Genomic DNA, 17224 nt, shown 5'->3' on the forward strand with positions numbered 1-17224 from the left:
CTGGAAGCCAAGCGCTCGATGAAAATACATACCGATGCCGCCAGCCGTTTGGCGACCGAGGTTGTGACGCAGTTGCCAGTGCCGTCGAGGCTCGGAATGCTGCGTTTCGAGCGTTTGAACGAGGCCAGCTGGGCGTTGCTCTATCTGGACCCGGTATGTGAACGCCATTTCGGCGTCCCTGCCAACGAGCTCTGTTCGCTGATCGACTCGCCCTATGCCAGCCTGATGGAGCCGCACGCCCGACATCAGTTGCATGACCAGATTCAGCTGCAGCTGATGCGGCAGGCGTACTACTCGGTCGAGTACCGCCTGCACACACCTCGTGGCGTTCTCTCACTGACTGAAGTGGGCGAGCGTTGCCAGAAATACGGCCACGAGCTGCTTGCTGGATATCTGATTGCAGGGAAGCTTTCCGATTTGGATCACGACCGCGGCACTTCGCACGGCCTGCATGCCGTCCTCGGCCTGGAATCGCCAGATGAACAGTTGGAGCAGCTGGTACGCACGCGCGCCCAGCAGAACCTGATTGTCCGCCTGGCCCGTCATCGCTACGGCTCGTCCGACCCGCAGCTCGAGGCAGCCGAGTTGATCACCCAGGCGGCCTGCGAAGCCTACAATGTCTGCCGCGCGGCAATCTGGCAGTTGAACGGGACTCGTCTGGAAGCCATCGCCGCCTTCCGGCGCGACGACGACGGGTACGAATACCCACCGGTTATCGATCTCTCGCCCTTTCCGCGCTATCTCGACGCATTGCGCAACAGCCGTACCATCGACGCCCGTGACGTGCTGCTCGACCCGCGCACCAGCGAGCTGGCGCGTGGATTGTTGATACCCCGCGGGGTCCGCTCGGTACTGAATGCCACGATTCGCGTCGGCGGCGACATGGTCGGGCTGCTCTGCCTGCAGCACGATGGCGATCCGCGCACCTGGCAGCCAGACGAAGTCGCGTTCGCTGGTGAGCTCGCCGACCAGTACGCACAGGTCATGGCCAACCAGCAGCGTGTCAACGCCACCCAGATGCTACATCTGTTCCAGCGCGCAGTTGAGCAAAGCGCCAGCGCGTTCGTCCTCGTCGATCGCGACGGGCGGGTCGAATACGTCAACCCGAGCTTCACCACGATTACCCAGTTCTCCGCCGAGGAAGTCCGTGGTCATCGCCTGGCAGACCTTACCAGCCTGGAAAATCTAGGCGAGCTGCTGTTCGACACCTCTTCCGCACTGGCGCAGAACAACAGCTGGCAAGGCGAATTTCGCAGCCGGCGTAAGAACATGGAGCCCTACTGGGGCCAGCTGTCGATATCCAAGGTGTTCAACGACGCCGGCGAGTTGACTCACTACATTGGTATCTACGAAGACATCACCCGCAACAAAATGGCGCAGCAGCATATCGAACGGCTCGCCTACACCGACAACCTGACCAGCCTCGGCAATCGGCCATTCTTCATCCGCAGCATCGAGGAACGCTTCGCCAGCAATCGAATACCCCAGCTGTGCCTGCTGTTGGTCGACATCGACAATTTCAAGCGAATCAACGACAGCCTGGGCCACCAGACCGGTGACAAACTGCTGACCTGCCTGGCTCGCCGGCTGCGCAACAGCCTGAATCGCGACAGCGTGCTTGCCCGCTTTGCCAGCAACGAATTCGCCCTGCTGCTCGACGGCATGGATCTGGAGGAAGGCCAGCGCCTCGCCCAGCAGGTGCTGAGAACACTCGACAAACCGCTGTTCGTCGACCAGCAGCTGATCAGTGTCAGTGGCTCAATCGGCCTGGCATGCGCGCCGTTGCACGGCAGCGATCCGGAAACCCTCATGAAACACGCCGGCCAGGCGCTGCACAAGGCCAAGGCCAACGGCAAGAACCAGGTCCAGGTGTTCACCGATGCGCTGCATGCCGAGGCCAACTACAAACTGTTCGTCGAAAACAACCTGCGTCGCGCGCTGAACCAGAACGAACTGGAAGTGTTCTATCAGCCCAAGCTCTGCCTGCGCTCCGGACGCCTGCAGGGTGTCGAGGCATTGCTGCGCTGGAACCATCCGGACAAGGGCATGATCCGTCCGGATCAGTTCATCAGCGTGGCGGAAGAGACCGGGCTGATCATCCCGATCGGCAAATGGGTCGCACGCGAGGCGTGTCGTATGGGCATGCGTCTCGCGGCGCTGGGGCTCGGCAAACCGCAGGTTGCTATCAACCTGTCACCCAAGCAGTTCTCGGATCCGGATCTGATCGCATCGATCGCCACCATCCTGCACGAGGAGCAGCTGCCTCCTGAGCTACTCGAACTGGAACTGACCGAAAGCCTGCTGCTCGATGCCACCGAGGAAACCCGTCAACAGCTGCTCGGCCTGAAAGCACTGGGCGTGACCCTGGCGATGGATGATTTCGGCACTGGCTATTCCTCCCTCAGTTACCTGAAGAAGTTTCCCATCGACGTGATCAAGATCGATCGGAGTTTCATCAAGGACATTCCGGACAATCAGGACGACATGGAAATCACCTCGGCGGTAATTGCCATGGCGCGCAATCTGCGTCTCAAGGTGGTCGCCGAGGGCATCGAGACCCCCGCGCAGCTCGCATTCCTGCGTCGTCAGCGCTGCGATATCGGCCAGGGTTATCTGTTCGACAAGCCGATCCCCAGCACAGCGCTGCCGGATGCTCTACGACGTTATCCGCACTGGGCGTGAACCACCGCCGGCGACCAACCGGCAGCTAGCGCTTCAAGATGGCAGCGGCCTCCGGTAGCCTACCCTTCCGACATCCGCTCCGGCCGAGGTATCCCATGCCGCTACGCTCGCAGATACTTGTGCACCAGAACGCGCTACCCACCGCCGAACAGGCTCTGCCGGGACGCGCCAGCGCGATGCCCGTCCCCACCGAGCACTATGTCAACGGCCACCCGCTGCAACCGCCATTCCCCGCCGGCCTGCAGCAGGCACTGTTTGCCCTAGGCTGTTTCTGGGGCGCAGAGCGGCGTTTCTGGGAGCAACCGGGCGTGTGGACCACGGCGGTCGGCTACGCCGGTGGGCACACACCTAATCCGACCTATGAGGAAGTCTGCTCCGGCTTGACCGGCCATACCGAAGCCGTGCTGGTTGTCTTCGATCCGCAACAGATCGATTACCTGACGCTGCTCAAACGGTTCTGGGAATCGCACAACCCCACGCAGGGCATGCGCCAGGGCAATGATATCGGCACGCAATACCGCTCCGCGATCTACTGGCAGGACAACTCGCAACGTGATCTGGCGCTGGCCAGTCGGGCGGCTTTTCAACAACAGCTCACCCAGGCCGGGTACGGCGCAATCACCACGGAAATCGCCGAGGCGCCGACGTTCTATTATGCCGAGGCCTATCACCAGCAGTATCTGGCGAAGAATCCCGGAGGCTATTGCGGGCTGGGTGGAACCGGCGTGTGTATGCCTAGTTGACGCGGCAATGGCGCGCTGGGACTAAGCCACACTGGCGAGACGACGCAAGCACCAGGCATGTCATTCGATAGTTAATCCGCAGACAACCGAGCGGAAAAGAAAAAACCCCGCCGAAGCGGGGCTTTGCAGACTGAAAATCCTGACATCCGTGGTCTTGCACCATCCTGGCGCTATTCCCTTCCCCGGTCCGTCTTGTCGAGCGCGCTTTCCTTACGCAACGTCCATATGCAGAAGAGTACTGGCCGCCTCAGCGAGACAGTAGTAGCCATTTTGCATCACGCGCTGTAAGCAATTTCCTACATCCGAACCGTCCATGGCTCGGCCCGTAGGCAATCGCTTACAGCGACGTGCTTTTATGACCGGGGTGGTGGCATTAACGTTCCGCTCACATGGCCATTTAATTTCATAACGCCGTCAGATTAAGCCAACCTTCAGAATTCTTCGGATGCCAACAGGAACAAGGAATCGCTCCCTGCGCGCACCGTTGCGGTTAGCGAGTGAATACGCGGCAACAGGCGAGCGAAGAAGAAGCGTGCAGTACCGAGCTTGCTGCGATAGAACGCTTCGTCCTTGCCGAGCGCAGCCCGAGCCATCATTGCCCACATGTAGGCATACGCGGTGTAGCCGAACACATGCAGATACTCCACCGATGCAGCGCCGATTTCATTGGGGTTCTGCTTGGCTCGCTCAATGAGCCAGGCGGTCAGCTCATCCAGGTTGTCCAGGGCATTTCTCAGCGGTTCGACGAACTCGCTCAGCTCTGGCCCAGCGGAAGCGATGAAGCCGCGAATCTCGTCCGCAAAGGCGCGGTACATCTCGCCGCCACTGCCCACCACCTTGCGCCCGACCAGGTCGAGCGCCTGAATGCCATTGGTGCCTTCATAGATCTGGGTGATGCGGCAGTCACGCACCAGCTGCTCCTGGCCCCATTCACGGATGAAGCCGTGGCCGCCGAAGACCTGCTGGCCGTGCACGGTGGCCTCCAGTCCCATATCGGTGAGGAACGCCTTGGCCACAGGGGTCAGCAACGCCACCTGGGCCTCGGCACGCTGACGGGCCTCGGCGTCGTCGCTGAACTTAGCGATATCCAGCTGCAACGCTACATAACTTGAGAACGCACGGCCGCCTTCGTTCAGCGCCTTCATGGTCAGCAGCATGCGGCGCACGTCCGGATGCACGATGATCGGATCGGCCGCTTTGTCCTGCGCCACCGGGCCGGTCGGTGCACGGCTCTGGATACGCTCTCGAGCGTACTCGATGGCGCTCTGATAGGAACGCTCACCGGTAGCCAACCCCTGGATGCCGACCCCCAGACGCTCGTAGTTCATCATGGTGAACATCGCAGCCAAGCCCTTGTTCGGCTCGCCGACCATCCAGCCGGTGGCGCCGTCGAAGTTCATCACACAGGTCGCGGAGGCTTGGATACCCATCTTGTGCTCGATCGAACCGCAGGACAGCGAATTGCGTTCGCCCAGCGAGCCGTCATCGTTAACCAGGACCTTGGGGACCAGGAACAGCGAGATACCTCGCGAGCCGGCCGGTGCATCGGGCAGCTTGGCCAATACCAGATGGATGATGTTTTCGGTCAGGTCGTGCTCGCCACCAGTGATGAAAATCTTGGTCCCGCTGACCTTGTACGAACCGTCGGCCTGCGGCTCAGCCTTGGTCCGGATGATGCCCAAATCAGTACCCGCGTGCGGCTCGGTCAAACACATGGAGCCGGCCCAGACTCCGGCATACATGTTCGGCAGGTACTTCTGCTTCAGCTCCTCGCTGGCATGCGCGTAGATCGACAGGCAGGCACCGGAGGTCAGCATGGGATACAGACCGAAAGCCAGACTGGCCGAGTTCATCATCTCCTCAACCTGTGCCGAGATGGCCTTGGGCATGCCCATGCCGCCGTACGCTGGATCACCACCGACGCCAACCCAGCCGCCCTCAGCGTACAGGCGATAAGCTTCCGGATAACCAGCGGGCGTGGTGACCGTCCCGGCGTTCCAATGGCAGCCCTCTTCGTCGCCGCTGCGATTCAGCGGTGCGATGCTGTTGGCGGTAATCTTGCCCGCCTCCTCAAGAATCGCATCGGCCGTGTCGGCATCGACCACCTCGGCCAGGGTCGGCAGGGTCTGCCAGAGTTTCGGCGCATCGAAGACTTCATTCAGGACGAAACGCATGTCGCGCAGCGGCGCTTTGTAGTCAGCCATGGGAAGGGATCCTCGCAAGACACTGAGTGGCAGCCACTATGGGCCGTTTCGGCGAGTCTAACTGAATAACAAAGATAGGATTAAGCGTCTTTTTGTGACCAATAAGTTCTTATTGGTCACGCCAATTGCTTATGGACGGTTCAGCTCGACCGTTCCGCCATGCGCACGGCACCGCGGCCGCTGGCATGCGCGCGCACGCAGTTACGGCCAGCCTTCTTGGCGCTGTAGAGCGCCTGATCAGCCGCCTTGATGACCTCTTCGGGGCTACGCTGTTCGCCCTGCCGCTCGGCCACGCCGATGCTGATGGTTACCGAAACCTGGCTTGCCGAGGACTTTCCTCGCGCCAGGCGCCCGCGACGATCATCCTTCGGTCGCTTGTCGGTATCTCGCAACTGCAACGCATACGCCTCGACTGACTGACGCACGACGTCCAAGTGGGGCAAGCATTCATCGATGCTGCGCCCGGGGAAGACCAGAGTGAACTCCTCACCGCCGTAACGGTAGGCCCGCCCGCCGCCACCAACCTTGCGCAGGCGACTGGCGACCATCTTGAGCACCTGATCGCCGACATCGTGGCCGTGGGTATCGTTGAAGCTCTTGAAATGATCCACATCCGCCATCGCCAGCACATACTGACGCCCCAATCGCTGCAGCCGCTCGTTCAGAGCTCGACGTCCGGGCAGTCCGGTCAGCTCGTCACGAAACGCCATGAGGTAGGCTTCGTGGGCGATAGCTACCACCAGCATGAGCAGCACATGGCTGCTCAGCACGTTCAGCGCACCAGGGCGGCTGAATGTTTGCGGCAGCATCAGCAAAATACCAAACAGCGCAACGAGCTGAGCGGCGTGGGAGGGCCTGGGCTGGCGGAGGTACTGGACCACCAGTAACACCATCGCCAAGAGAAACGCGGGGTAGGCCAACTGGATCAGATTCAACCACTCGGCCCGCAACGCCGGCCAGCGAATCTCCACCAGCCAGGCGTGCAGCGCCTCCGGGAATCGCCGTGCCAAGGCCAATGCCACGACCCAAACCGCGAATAGCACGGCAGCGCGTGCCAGGCCGTCCTGTGCCAGATGGCTACGCTCCCGCCAGACGCCGTATAGGCCGTACAGCAGCGGCAGCAGCAGACTACACAGATGGAACGTCAGTGCAGCATCGTCCAGCAGCTTACGGTGGCTGCGGTAATAGTCGGCGTGAGTGTCGAGCAGGAAATAGACGATATAGACACAGAGCAACAGGAACAGCTCGCGAACGCGACCGTAAACCACACACAAGGCCCCACCCAGTAACAGCAGCACCGTCGGTAGGACGTTGTACAGCGATGTGAAAAACTCGTTGAGGGTGACTTGGCGCGCAACGATCAGTCCACCAACCAGCAGTGCCAGCGGTGCAAGGAAGTGGTTGAAACGAGGGGAGAACGTGCGTGACAAGGGAACTCCGGCTGATGCCGAGAAACTGGCATTTTGCCTTCTAGGCTTGAGGAGTACAGTCGACCAAGCGGCAAAACGGCAGCGTGAGCAAAACGCTTCCAATGTAAAAAGCCGCTGCAGAGCAGCGGCTTCGTTTTAACGCATCAAACCCATCAGTAACCGAGAGCGAAATCTTCCTCGGCCATCTCCATCAGATTGTCGGCGCCGGACAGCATGGCTTCTACATGCGTACGGGTACGCGGCAGGATGCGCGCGAAGTAGAAGCGCGCGGTCTGCAGCTTGGCCTTATAGAAACCTTCTTCCTCGGTGCCGGCCGCCAGCTTCTCGGCAGCGACGCGCGCCATGTCCGCCCAGAAGTAGGCAAGGCAGGCGTAGCCGGAGTACATCAGGTAGTCGACCGATGCGGCGCCGACTTCCTCGCGGTTCTTCATCGCGGCCATGCCAACCTTCATGGTCAGCTCGCCCCACTCCTTGTTCAGCTTGGCCAACGGCTCAACGAACTCCTTCACGGTGTCGTTGCCTTCGTTAGCCTGACAGAACTTGTGCACGATCTTGGTGAAGCCCTTGAGCGCCTCACCCTGAGTCATCAGCACCTTGCGGCCCAGAAGGTCCAGCGCCTGAATGCCAGTGGTGCCTTCGTACAGGCAGGAAATACGGCTGTCGCGCACGTTCTGCTCCATGCCCCATTCGGCGATGAAGCCGTGGCCGCCATAGATCTGCACGCCATGGTTGGCGGCTTCGAAGCCGACCTCGGTCATGAACGCCTTGGCGATCGGGGTGAGGAAAGCCAGCATGGCGTCAGCGGCCTTGCGCTGCTCCTCGTCCTGGCTGCGCTGCATCACGTCGACCTGCTTGGCGGCGAAGTAGAGCATGGCACGGTTGCCTTCGGCGAAGGCCTTCATGGTCAGCAGCATGCGGCGCACGTCCGGATGCACGATGATCGGGTCAGCGGCTTTTTCCGGCGCCTTCGGGCCGGTCAGCGAACGCATCTGCAGACGCTCACGCGCATACTTGATGCCACCCTGGAAGCCAATTTCGGCGTGAGCCAGGCCCTGCAGTGCCGTACCCAGACGCGCCGTATTCATGAAGGTGAACATGCAGTTCAGGCCCTTGTTCGGCGGGCCGATCAGGAAGCCGATGGCGCCGTCGAAGTTCATCACGCAGGTGGCGTTGCCGTGGATGCCCATCTTGTGCTCGATGGAGCCGCAGGACACACCATTGCGCTCGCCCGCTTCGCCTTCGGCGTTCGGCAGGAACTTCGGCACGATGAACAGCGAGATACCCTTGGTGCCGGCAGGCGCGTCGGGCAGGCGGGCCAGCACGATGTGCACGATGTTCTCGGCCATGTCGTGCTCACCAGCGGAAATAAAGATCTTGGTGCCGGTGACCTTGTAGCTGCCGTCGGCCTGCGGCTCGGCCTTGGTGCGCAGCATGCCCAGATCGGTACCGCAGTGCGGCTCGGTCAGGCACATGGTGCCGGTCCACTGACCGGAAACCAGCTTGGTCAGATAAGTCTGCTGCTGCTCGGGAGTGCCGTGCTCGTGCAGAGTGTTCATGGCGCCGTGAGACAGGCCGGGGTACATGCCCCAGGACCAGTTGGCTTCGCCGATCATTTCGCTCATGGCCATGCCGAGCGACTCCGGCAGGCCCTGGCCGCCGTGTTCGACGTCATGAGCCAGGCTCGGCCAACCGCCTTCGACGAACTGCTGATAGGCCTCCTTGAAGCCGGTCGGCGTCTTCACACCGGACTCGCTCCAGGTACAGCCTTCGGTGTCACCGACGCGGTTCAGCGGTGCCAGCACCTGCTCACAGAACTTCGCGCCCTCATCGAGAATGGCATTGACCATGTCCGGGGTGGCGTCTTCACATCCCGGGAGGCTCTGATAGTGCGCCTCGTAGCCGAGCAGCTCGTCACGTACGAAGCGGATATCGCGCAAGGGGGCCTTGTAATCGGGCATAGCGTAAACCTCAGCGGTGAGTTCTTGTTGCAGCTGACCGGCAAGTCCGGCCATTCGAATTCAATTCCGACCCCGAGGACGATACGCCCGAAGGGTCAAACAGGCGTTTGAAACATACGTTTCGACCCGGATGATGTCAAGCAGGGGAAAGGGCACCGTCGATCGGCTGAATCGGCCAGATCATGGGGCACAGTCGCACCCGCCTCGATGGCAGGCAAGACGGACAAGCGTGCTGGAAATGGATTGTTGCAATCGCTTGGGGCGACGGGGTGAGCGCGGGTGAGACGAGCCACGAGTCCGGAAACAACCGAGCTGGCGCCCGGCGAAAAATTGATGATGTCGCGCTGCAGAGGAAGAGAAAGCGGGAAGCTTGATCAGGCCTGGGTGTCGATCAACGTACCGAGCACTTCGTCGGCGCTCTGGATCATGCGGGCGCCGAGCTTGGCAGTGTGTTCGCCGACCTTCAGCTGAATCAGCTCTTCGGTAAGTTCGGCGACCGCCTGGGAGTTACCCAGCACGGGCGTACTGGTGGAGGCGATGCTCGATGCGGCCTGCTCGACGCGCTGCTGGCCGTTCTGAAAGGCGCTCAGCCCGGCGCCCATGAGGCTGTTGGTGATCTGCATGGCTCGCTCCGCGCGCTATCAGGTTGCCAGCATTCAAGCAGATGTCGGTTGCGCCGGCAAGGCGCTAGCTACCGGAATGCCGACCGACTGGCAGCTGCAACGACGCGAGCGACAGATGAAGTGCGACCTGCTGCGCGGTTGGCTGATCCAGGCGGGGCACGCGGCCGAGGCATGGCGCCGGCAGCAGCTCGGCCAGCGTCGCGAGGTTCTCTTCCAGCCGCGAGGTGGCAGGGTCGACGATATTGGCCACCCAGCCGGCCAACGCCAGCCCATCGCGAGCAATCGCTTCGGCACTGAGTACGGCATGGTTGATGCAACCTAGCCGCACACCTACCACCAGGATCACTGGCAAACCCAGCGCCTGGGGAACGACCGAGAGGCTTTCCCGCGCATTGAGCGGGACGCGCCAGCCACCCGCGCCTTCGACCAGAATGAAATCCGCCTGCCCGGCAAGCACCGGCCGTATCGCCTGAACCAGGCGCTCGACATTCAGCTCGACGCCGGCTTCGCGAGCCGCAATATGCGGGGCGATCGCCGGGGCGAAGGCGAACGGGTTGACCGTCGCATAGTCCAGCGCCGGGCTGCACTCGGCAGATAGGGCCAACGCATCGCTGTTGCGCAGACCCTCCCGCGTTAGCTCGCAGCCGGAGGCCACCGGTTTCACCGCGGCAGTGGACAACCCGGCATGGCGTGCCGCGTGCAGCAGGCCGGCGGCGATGGTGGTTTTACCCACGTCGGTATCCGTGCCGGCAACGAAGAAGGCTCGGGTCATTTCATGGCACCTTGCGCAGAATCCCGTAGACAACCTGATAGGTGGCGGGCAGCCCTTCTGGCTGACGCAGATGCTCGTAGGCTTCGACCAGCGCGCGAATCCGCGCGCGCCCGGTCAACCCACCGGGACGGCCGGGATTGAGGTTGTGTGCGCCGAGCGCCTTGAGCTCGTGCGTGAGCTGGCGCAGATCGGGGAAATGCAGCACTTCGGGGCGCACGTTCAGGCTATCCAGGCGCAGGCCGCTATCGCGACAGAATGTCTGGTAGACCGTCACCGAACGGAACCGATTGACATGGGCAAAGCCATCGACCGCCTGCCAGCTGTCGCGTAGTTCCTGCAACGTGCCACTGCACAAGCTGCTGAAAGCAAATGTTCCGCCCGGCCGCAAGACCCGGCGCACTTCACCCAACACAGCGGCGAAGTCCTCGCACCACTGCAGCGCCAGGCTGGAAAAGATCAGATCCAAACTGTCGTCGCGCAGCGGCAGCCGCTCGGCGTCCCCGGCGACGAAGTACCTCGCACCGCCCCGCGGCCGCGCATGACGCAACATGCCTTCGGCGATATCCAGCGCCATGCCTTCGGCCTGGGGAAAAGTGGCGTCCAGCGCACGGGAGAAATAGCCGGTACCACTGCCCAGATCGAGCCAGCAAGAGGGCCGATGGTCGCTCGGTAGCAGAGCCAGCAGTTGCTTGCCAACCTGCCGTTGCAGGGCGGCCACGCTGTCGTAGCTGGTCGCAGCACGGGAAAAGGACGCCGCAACCTTACGCTTGTCAGGTAACAGACTCACCGGGCGTTCATCGAGTGCCGCGTCAGTCATCCTCGCCCTCACCCATGAAGGCCAGCATCGCCGTCGCCACATCTTCGGCACGCTCCAGTGGCAGGCCATGACTGGCATTGGCCAGTACGTCGACTTCCACATCGGGCAACCAGGCGAGCAAGGCCTCCGCCGCAGCTGCCGGCACTAACGCATCGCTACCGGCGAACAGGTGCAGCTGCGGGCCGACATAGCGCTGCAGCGCCTCGCGACCGTCCAGCTCGGCCAGCAGCCTCAAGCCGGCGGCGTGCACGCCCTGGTGCTGATCGACCAGGCTGACCTGCAGCTGTCTGGCCAGCGTGCGCGGGTCGACGGCACCGCGGCTGCAGAGCAGGCCGAAGCGCTTGAGGGTGTCATCCGGTCCCAGACGAAACGCCTCTTCGAAGGCATCGAAAACATCTGCTGGCATCGCTGCGGGCCAGTCCTTGCGGCTGCGGAAACAGGGGTTGCTGCAGAGCGTGATCAGGCCTGGGCAGCGATCGCCGCGCCGCGCCGCCAGCTGCGTGGCCAGCATGCCGCCCAGCGACCAGCCAACCAGCCAGCTGTCGGCAGGCAAACGCGCATCCAGTTCGTCGAGCCATTCGTCGGGCTGCTCCAGCGCCGGCAAGAGGGCGATGTCGACCTGCAGGCGTGGTTCACGCTCGCGCAGTACTTCGGCCAGCGGTTCGAGAGCAGCCGGGCCGAATGCCCAGCCCGGAAGCAGAATCAGTCGATCACGCATCGTCGCACTCCTCGGGCAACAGTGCCCAGCATTCGGCCAGCGCCTCCAGCAGGCGCTCCAGCTGCGCATCACTGTGGGCTGCGGTGAAGGTGATCCGCAGCCGTGCGCTGCCGGCCGGCACGGTCGGTGGGCGAATGGCGCCGACCAGAATGCCGCGCTCGCGCAGCAGTGCCGACAACCTCAGCGCCCGTTCGCTGCTGCCGACCAGCACCGGCTGGATCGGCGTCGGGCTATCCATCAGCATCAGGCCGATCTGCGCGGCCCCCTCGCGGAAACGCGCCACCAAACGCTGCAGATGCTCACGGCGCCAGCCCTCGCTACGCAGCAGCTCCATGCTTTTGAGTGTGGCACAGGCCACCGCAGGCGGCTGGCTGGTGGTGTAGATGTAGGGACGGGCGAACTGGATCAGCGCCTCGATCAACGCCTCGCTACCGGCGACAAAGGCGCCCGCCGTGCCGAAGGCCTTGCCCAGCGTGCCGACCAGTACCTGCACATCGTCGATGCCCAGACCGAAATGCTCGACGATGCCGCCGCCGGTCGCCCCAAGCGGGCCGAAGCCGTGGGCGTCGTCGACCATCATCCAGGCGCCATGTCGCTTCGCCTCGGCGCAGAGCGCCGGCAGGTCGGCGAGATCGCCATCCATACTGAACACGCCGTCGGTGACCACCAGGGTGTTACCGCTGGCCTTTTCCAGGCGTTTGGCGAGGCTGGTCGCGTCGTTATGCAGATAGCGCGAGAAACGCGCGCCGCTGAGCAGGCCGGCATCGAGCAACGAGGCGTGATTGAGGCGATCTTCCAGCACCGAGTCGCCCTGTCCGACCAGCGCGGTGACCGCGGCCAGATTGGCCATGTAGCCGGTGGAAAACAGCAGCGCCCGCGGCCGCCCAGTGAACTCGGCAAGGGCTTCTTCGAGCTCGTGATGCGGCGTGCTGTGGCCAATCACCAGATGCGAAGCGCCGCCGCCGACACCCCATTTCGCGGCACCCTGTTGCATGGCGGCGATCACCTCGGGGTGGTTGGCCAGGCCCAGGTAGTCATTGGAACAGAACGCCAGCAGCCGCTCGCCATCGACGACCACTTCAGGCTGCTGCGGGGTCTGCAGCAATGCGCGTTGGCGATAGAGGTGCGCGGCGCGGCGCTCGGCGAGGCGGGAGGCGAGATCGAAGGTCATGGGCAGAACCGGTAACGGTGGATGGCCGCAAGCGGGCCATCCACCCTACGAATAAGTCGGCTTCGCGGTGAATGAGGCTCGGCTCATCCACCGCACCGCACATCAAACAGCAGCGTTGTAGAACAGCTTGGAATCACGCTGCTCGATCAGCGCCTGTTCGATGGCGGCCTGGTGCACCTCGTCGGCATGCTCGTGGCGCTCTTCCGGCTTGATGCCCAGGCGCGCGAACAGCTGCATGTCCTTGTCCGCCTGCGGGTTGGCGGTGGTCAGCAGCTTCTCGCCGTAGAAGATCGAATTGGCACCGGCGAAGAAGGCCAGCGCCTGCATCTGCTCGTTCATCTGCTCGCGGCCGGCGGACAGGCGCACATGGGACTTCGGCATCATGATGCGCGCCACGGCGAGCATGCGGATGAAGTCGAACGGATCGACGTCCTGCTCTTCGGCCAGCGGCGTGCCCTTGACCTTGACCAGCATGTTGATTGGCACCGACTCCGGGTGCTCGGGCAGGTTGGCCAGCTGGATCAGCAGACCGGCGCGGTCGTCCAGCGACTCGCCCATGCCAAGAATGCCGCCGGAACAGATCTTCATCCCCGCTTCGCGTACGTAGCTCAGCGTCTCCAGACGCTCGCCGTAGGTGCGCGTGGTGATGATGTTGCCGTAGTACTCCGGCGAGGTATCCAGGTTGTGGTTGTAGTAGTCCAGGCCCGCCGCCGCCAGCGCGCGGGTCTGCTCCTGATCGAGCTTGCCGAGGGTCATGCAGGTTTCCAGGCCCATGGCCTTCACGCCTTCGACCATCTTCAGCACGTAGGGCATGTCCTTGGCGGACGGATGCTTCCAGGCCGCGCCCATGCAGAAGCGCGTCGAGCCGATGGCCTTGGCTTCGGCCGCCGCCTCCAGCACTTTCTGCACCTCCATCAGCTTCTCTTTATCGAGACCGGTGTTGTAGTGGCCGGACTGTGGGCAGTACTTGCAGTCTTCCGGGCAGGCGCCGGTCTTGATCGACAGCAGCGTGGACACCTGCACGCGGTTGGCGTCGAAGTGCTGGCGATGCACGGTCTGCGCCTGGAACAGCAGGTCGTTGAAGGGTTGCTCGAAGAGCGCCTTGACCTCGGCGAGGGTCCAATCGTGACGCGTAACGGAAGCGGCGGTGGCGCTCATGGGCATTCCTTGTAATTAATAGCGGCTGGGCGGCCTGGCACGGATGCGGAATGGTTAGCCAAGCCCGATACGCTGTCAACCAGGAACGGAATCATGGTTAACAACTGGTTAAATAATGAACAATATTGCCTGCTGTGCGACGAACCCTGTGAAGGCCAGCCGCTGTGCAGCCCATGCGAGGCAGAACTGCCCTGGCTCGACGGCCATTGCGCAGTCTGCGCCGTCCCCCTGCCGACGCACGGCCTGACCTGCGGCGAGTGTCTGCAAAAGCGGCCCAGCTACGATCACGTCGAGGCGCCCTGGCGCTTCGCCTTCCCCGTGGATGCATTGATCACCCGCTTCAAGCATCAGGCACGCTGGCCCTACGGCCGCCTGCTCGGCGAGCGCCTGGCCCACCATCTGCAGCACGCCTTCAGCGACGGCCTGCCGCGGCCGGAACTGCTGCTGCCGGTGCCGCTGGCGCGCCGCCGCTTGCGCCAGCGCGGCTTCAACCAGGCGCAGATGCTGGCGCAATGGCTGGGGCGCGCACTGGCGATTCCGGTCGATGAGCGCGTGCTGGAGCGGATCGTCGATACGCCCCCGCAACAGCAACTGGACGCCGCCACACGCCGGCGCAACCTGCGCCAGGCGTTTACCGTTTCGGCCTCAGCCACGCTCGAAGGCCGCCATCTGGCGTTGATCGACGACGTACTGACCACTGGCGCGACCGCCGAGGCGCTGGCGCGACTGCTCAAGCGTGCGGGGGCGGCACGGGTGGACGTCTATTGCCTGGCGCGCACGCCGAAGCCGGGCGACTGAGCGGCTCGACACGCGGTGGAAATCCGCTGCGCGAGATTTCCACCCTACGAACTGATCGCGGCGGACGCGCGGTTGTTTAAAAGCCCGGGTGCAATACACTGAACGGTCTATCCTGCGGAGCCGGTCATGTCTCATCCCTTCGATACACTCACGCCGGACCTGGTCCTCGACGCCGTGGAAAGCATCGGTTATCTCAGCGATGCCCGCGTGCTGGCGCTCAACAGTTACGAGAACCGCGTCTATCAGGTGGGCATCGAAGGCGAAACGCCGCTGATCGCCAAGTTCTATCGCCCTGGCCGCTGGGGCGACGCGGCGATTCTCGAGGAACACCAGTTCAGCCTGGAACTGGCCGAACATGAGGTGCCGGTGGTGGCGCCGCTCGAGCGCAACGGCACGACGCTGTTCGAGCACGCCGGCTTTCGCTTCGCCCTCTTCCCTCGCCGCGGCGGCCGCGCACCCGAACCGGGCAACCTCGACCAGCTCTATCGTCTCGGCCAGCTGCTCGGGCGCATGCACGCGGTGGGGGCCAGCCAGCCTTTCGTACACCGGGAAACCCTGGGCGTACAGAACTTCGGCCACGACTCGCTGAGTACTGTGCTGGAAGGCGGCTTCGTACCCCGCAGCCTGCTGCCGGCCTACGAGTCGGTCGCTCGCGACCTGCTCAAGCGGGTCGAGGATGTTTTCGCCAGCACGAACTTCACCCCGATCCGCCTGCACGGTGATTGTCATCCGGGCAACATCCTCGCCCGCGACGATGCCTTCTATCTCGTCGATCTCGACGATTGCCGCATGGGCCCGTCGGTGCAGGACCTGTGGATGATGCTCGCCGGCGAACGCCACGAGCGACTGGGCCAGTTGGCCGAGCTGGTGGACGGCTACAACGAATTCCACGATTTCGCCCCCCGCGAACTGCCGCTGATCGAGGCCCTGCGCGCGCTGCGGTTGATGCACTACAGCGCCTGGCTGGCGCGGCGCTGGGACGACCCGGCCTTCCCCATGAGCTTTCCCTGGTTCGGCAGCGAACGTTACTGGGGTGACCAGATCCTGATCCTGCGCGAGCAGCTGTCGGCGCTACAGGAAGAGCCGCTCAGGCTGTTCTGAGGCATGACGCGACTGCGGCCCCGGGCGGTGGATGTGAAAAGCGGCATCCACCCTACGGTTGATCAAGCGGCGTAGGGTGGATCGCGCTGTACCAATCCACCGGGTGGCGATCCACCGAGTGACGATCCACCGGGTGGCGATCCACGGGACGCAATCCACCGCCTTGCGATCTCCGCGGCTCAGGCCTCTTCGATCAGCCAGTCCAGACGCCAGCCACCCTGGCTCTGCGCCAGCTGCTCCGCCAGCCACGGCAACAGCTCACGCAGTTCGTCCTCCAGCCCCCACGGCGGGTTGGCAATGGCCAGGCCCGAGCCGCTCAGGCGACTGGCGTCATCGGCCGGATGGACGAACAGTTCGGCGCGCAGCAGCTTCGGCGCGCCGCTGCGGGCGAGGTCCTGATAGAAGCGCTTGAGCTGACGTTCGTCCTTGATCGGATACCAGATCACGCCGATGGTCTGGCGCATGCGACCCAGCGCTTCCTTCAGCGCTGTCACGCAACGGCTCAGCTCGTCAGCCTGCTCGAAGGGCGGGTCGATCAGCAGCACCACGCGTTTTTCCCGGGTCGGCATCAGCGCGCGCGGCACCAGCCAGCCTTCACCGAGGTGCACGGCCACACGGCGGTCGCCGGCCATGTTGTCCTTGAGCAGCGCGCCATCCTCGGGATGTTTCTCGTTGAGCTGCAGGCGGTCCTGCTCGCGGGTCAACTGCCGCGCAAGCTCCGGCGAGCCGGGGTAATAGCGCAACGCGGCGTCGGGATTGAGCTCGCGGATCACCCCGAGGTAGTCATCGAGCAGCGCCGGGTGCGTCTCGGCCTGCCAGATGCGGGCGATGCCCTGCAGCCACTCACCGGTACGACTGGCCTGATCCCCCGCCAGATCGTAGAGACCAACCCCGGCGTGGCTGTCGAGGTAGGCGAACGGCGCCTCCTTGCGTGCCAGCAGGGCGAAGATCCGGCTCAGGACCAGGTGTTTGAACACGTCGGCATGGTTGCCGGCATGGAAGGCGTGGCGGTAGTTCATCTGATGGCTCCTCGAGAGCCGCGCAGTTTA

The 17224-nt window shown here is 63.3% G+C and carries 14 protein-coding genes; 4 read left to right on the forward strand and 10 right to left on the reverse strand.

Annotated elements, in window-relative coordinates; all coding sequences use genetic code 11:
- Positions 1-18 precede the first annotated feature (18 nt).
- Together N8H22_RS02015 and msrA are read left to right on the forward strand one after the other, a co-directional pair.
- Positions 19-2682, forward strand: a complete 2664-nt coding sequence (locus N8H22_RS02015) for an EAL domain-containing protein (RefSeq protein WP_264588952.1) — start codon at positions 19-21, stop codon at positions 2680-2682.
- 95 nt (positions 2683-2777) lie between these two features.
- The gene (msrA, locus tag N8H22_RS02020; protein WP_264588953.1) at positions 2778-3425 is read left to right on the forward strand and encodes a peptide-methionine (S)-S-oxide reductase MsrA; all 648 of its coding nucleotides are present in this window, start codon (positions 2778-2780) and stop codon (positions 3423-3425) included.
- Between the two features lie 431 nt (positions 3426-3856).
- Here msrA and N8H22_RS02025 read toward each other — a convergent pair whose 3' ends face one another.
- From N8H22_RS02025 to bioB, 9 genes are all read right to left on the reverse strand, one after another.
- Positions 3857-5629, reverse strand: coding sequence for an acyl-CoA dehydrogenase C-terminal domain-containing protein (locus N8H22_RS02025; protein ID WP_264588954.1), 1773 nt, complete (start codon positions 5627-5629; stop codon positions 3857-3859).
- A 140-nt stretch (positions 5630-5769) separates the two neighbouring features.
- Positions 5770-7059, reverse strand: a complete 1290-nt coding sequence (locus tag N8H22_RS02030) for a GGDEF domain-containing protein (protein WP_264588955.1) — start codon at positions 7057-7059, stop codon at positions 5770-5772.
- A 152-nt stretch (positions 7060-7211) separates the two neighbouring features.
- A complete protein-coding gene (locus N8H22_RS02035) occupies positions 7212-9017 on the reverse strand; it encodes a phenylacyl-CoA dehydrogenase (RefSeq protein ID WP_264588956.1) in 1806 nt (601 codons plus the stop codon).
- 374 nt (positions 9018-9391) lie between these two features.
- The gene (locus N8H22_RS02040) at positions 9392-9640 is read right to left on the reverse strand and encodes a hypothetical protein (protein WP_264588957.1); all 249 of its coding nucleotides are present in this window, start codon (positions 9638-9640) and stop codon (positions 9392-9394) included.
- Positions 9641-9704: 64 nt separating this feature from the next.
- Complete coding sequence (gene bioD, locus N8H22_RS02045; RefSeq protein WP_264588958.1) at positions 9705-10412, reverse strand: dethiobiotin synthase; 708 nt, start codon at positions 10410-10412, stop codon at positions 9705-9707.
- Between the two features lies 1 nt (position 10413).
- Complete coding sequence (bioC, locus tag N8H22_RS02050; RefSeq protein ID WP_264588959.1) at positions 10414-11229, reverse strand: malonyl-ACP O-methyltransferase BioC; 816 nt, start codon at positions 11227-11229, stop codon at positions 10414-10416.
- Positions 11222-11947 (reverse strand): alpha/beta fold hydrolase, encoded by a 726-nt coding sequence (locus N8H22_RS02055; RefSeq protein ID WP_264588960.1) that lies wholly within the window; start codon positions 11945-11947, stop codon positions 11222-11224. Before N8H22_RS02055 ends, bioC begins: the two co-directional genes overlap by 8 nt.
- Positions 11940-13118: an 8-amino-7-oxononanoate synthase gene (gene bioF / locus N8H22_RS02060; protein ID WP_264588961.1), complete on the reverse strand. Its 1179-nt coding sequence runs from the start codon at positions 13116-13118 to the stop codon at positions 11940-11942. The genes N8H22_RS02055 and bioF overlap by 8 nt, the downstream gene beginning before the upstream one ends.
- Positions 13119-13220: 102 nt before the next feature.
- Positions 13221-14276, reverse strand: coding sequence for a biotin synthase BioB (gene bioB, locus N8H22_RS02065; RefSeq protein WP_264588962.1), 1056 nt, complete (start codon positions 14274-14276; stop codon positions 13221-13223).
- Between the two features lie 93 nt (positions 14277-14369).
- Here bioB and N8H22_RS02070 point away from each other — a divergent pair, with 93 nt between their 5' ends.
- Positions 14370-15074: a ComF family protein gene (locus N8H22_RS02070; protein WP_264588963.1), complete on the forward strand. Its 705-nt coding sequence runs from the start codon at positions 14370-14372 to the stop codon at positions 15072-15074.
- 126 nt (positions 15075-15200) lie between these two features.
- Complete coding sequence (locus N8H22_RS02075) at positions 15201-16175, forward strand: serine/threonine protein kinase (protein ID WP_264588964.1); 975 nt, start codon at positions 15201-15203, stop codon at positions 16173-16175.
- A gap of 179 nt (positions 16176-16354) precedes the next feature.
- Here N8H22_RS02075 and N8H22_RS02080 read toward each other — a convergent pair whose 3' ends face one another.
- On the reverse strand, positions 16355-17194 hold the full coding sequence (locus tag N8H22_RS02080) for a 23S rRNA (adenine(2030)-N(6))-methyltransferase RlmJ (protein ID WP_264588965.1): 840 nt from the start codon (positions 17192-17194) through the stop codon (positions 16355-16357).
- Positions 17195-17224 lie beyond the last annotated feature (30 nt).

The sequence above is a fragment of the Stutzerimonas sp. S1 genome (assembly GCF_025966695.1).
GTDB lineage: Bacteria > Pseudomonadota > Gammaproteobacteria > Pseudomonadales > Pseudomonadaceae > Stutzerimonas.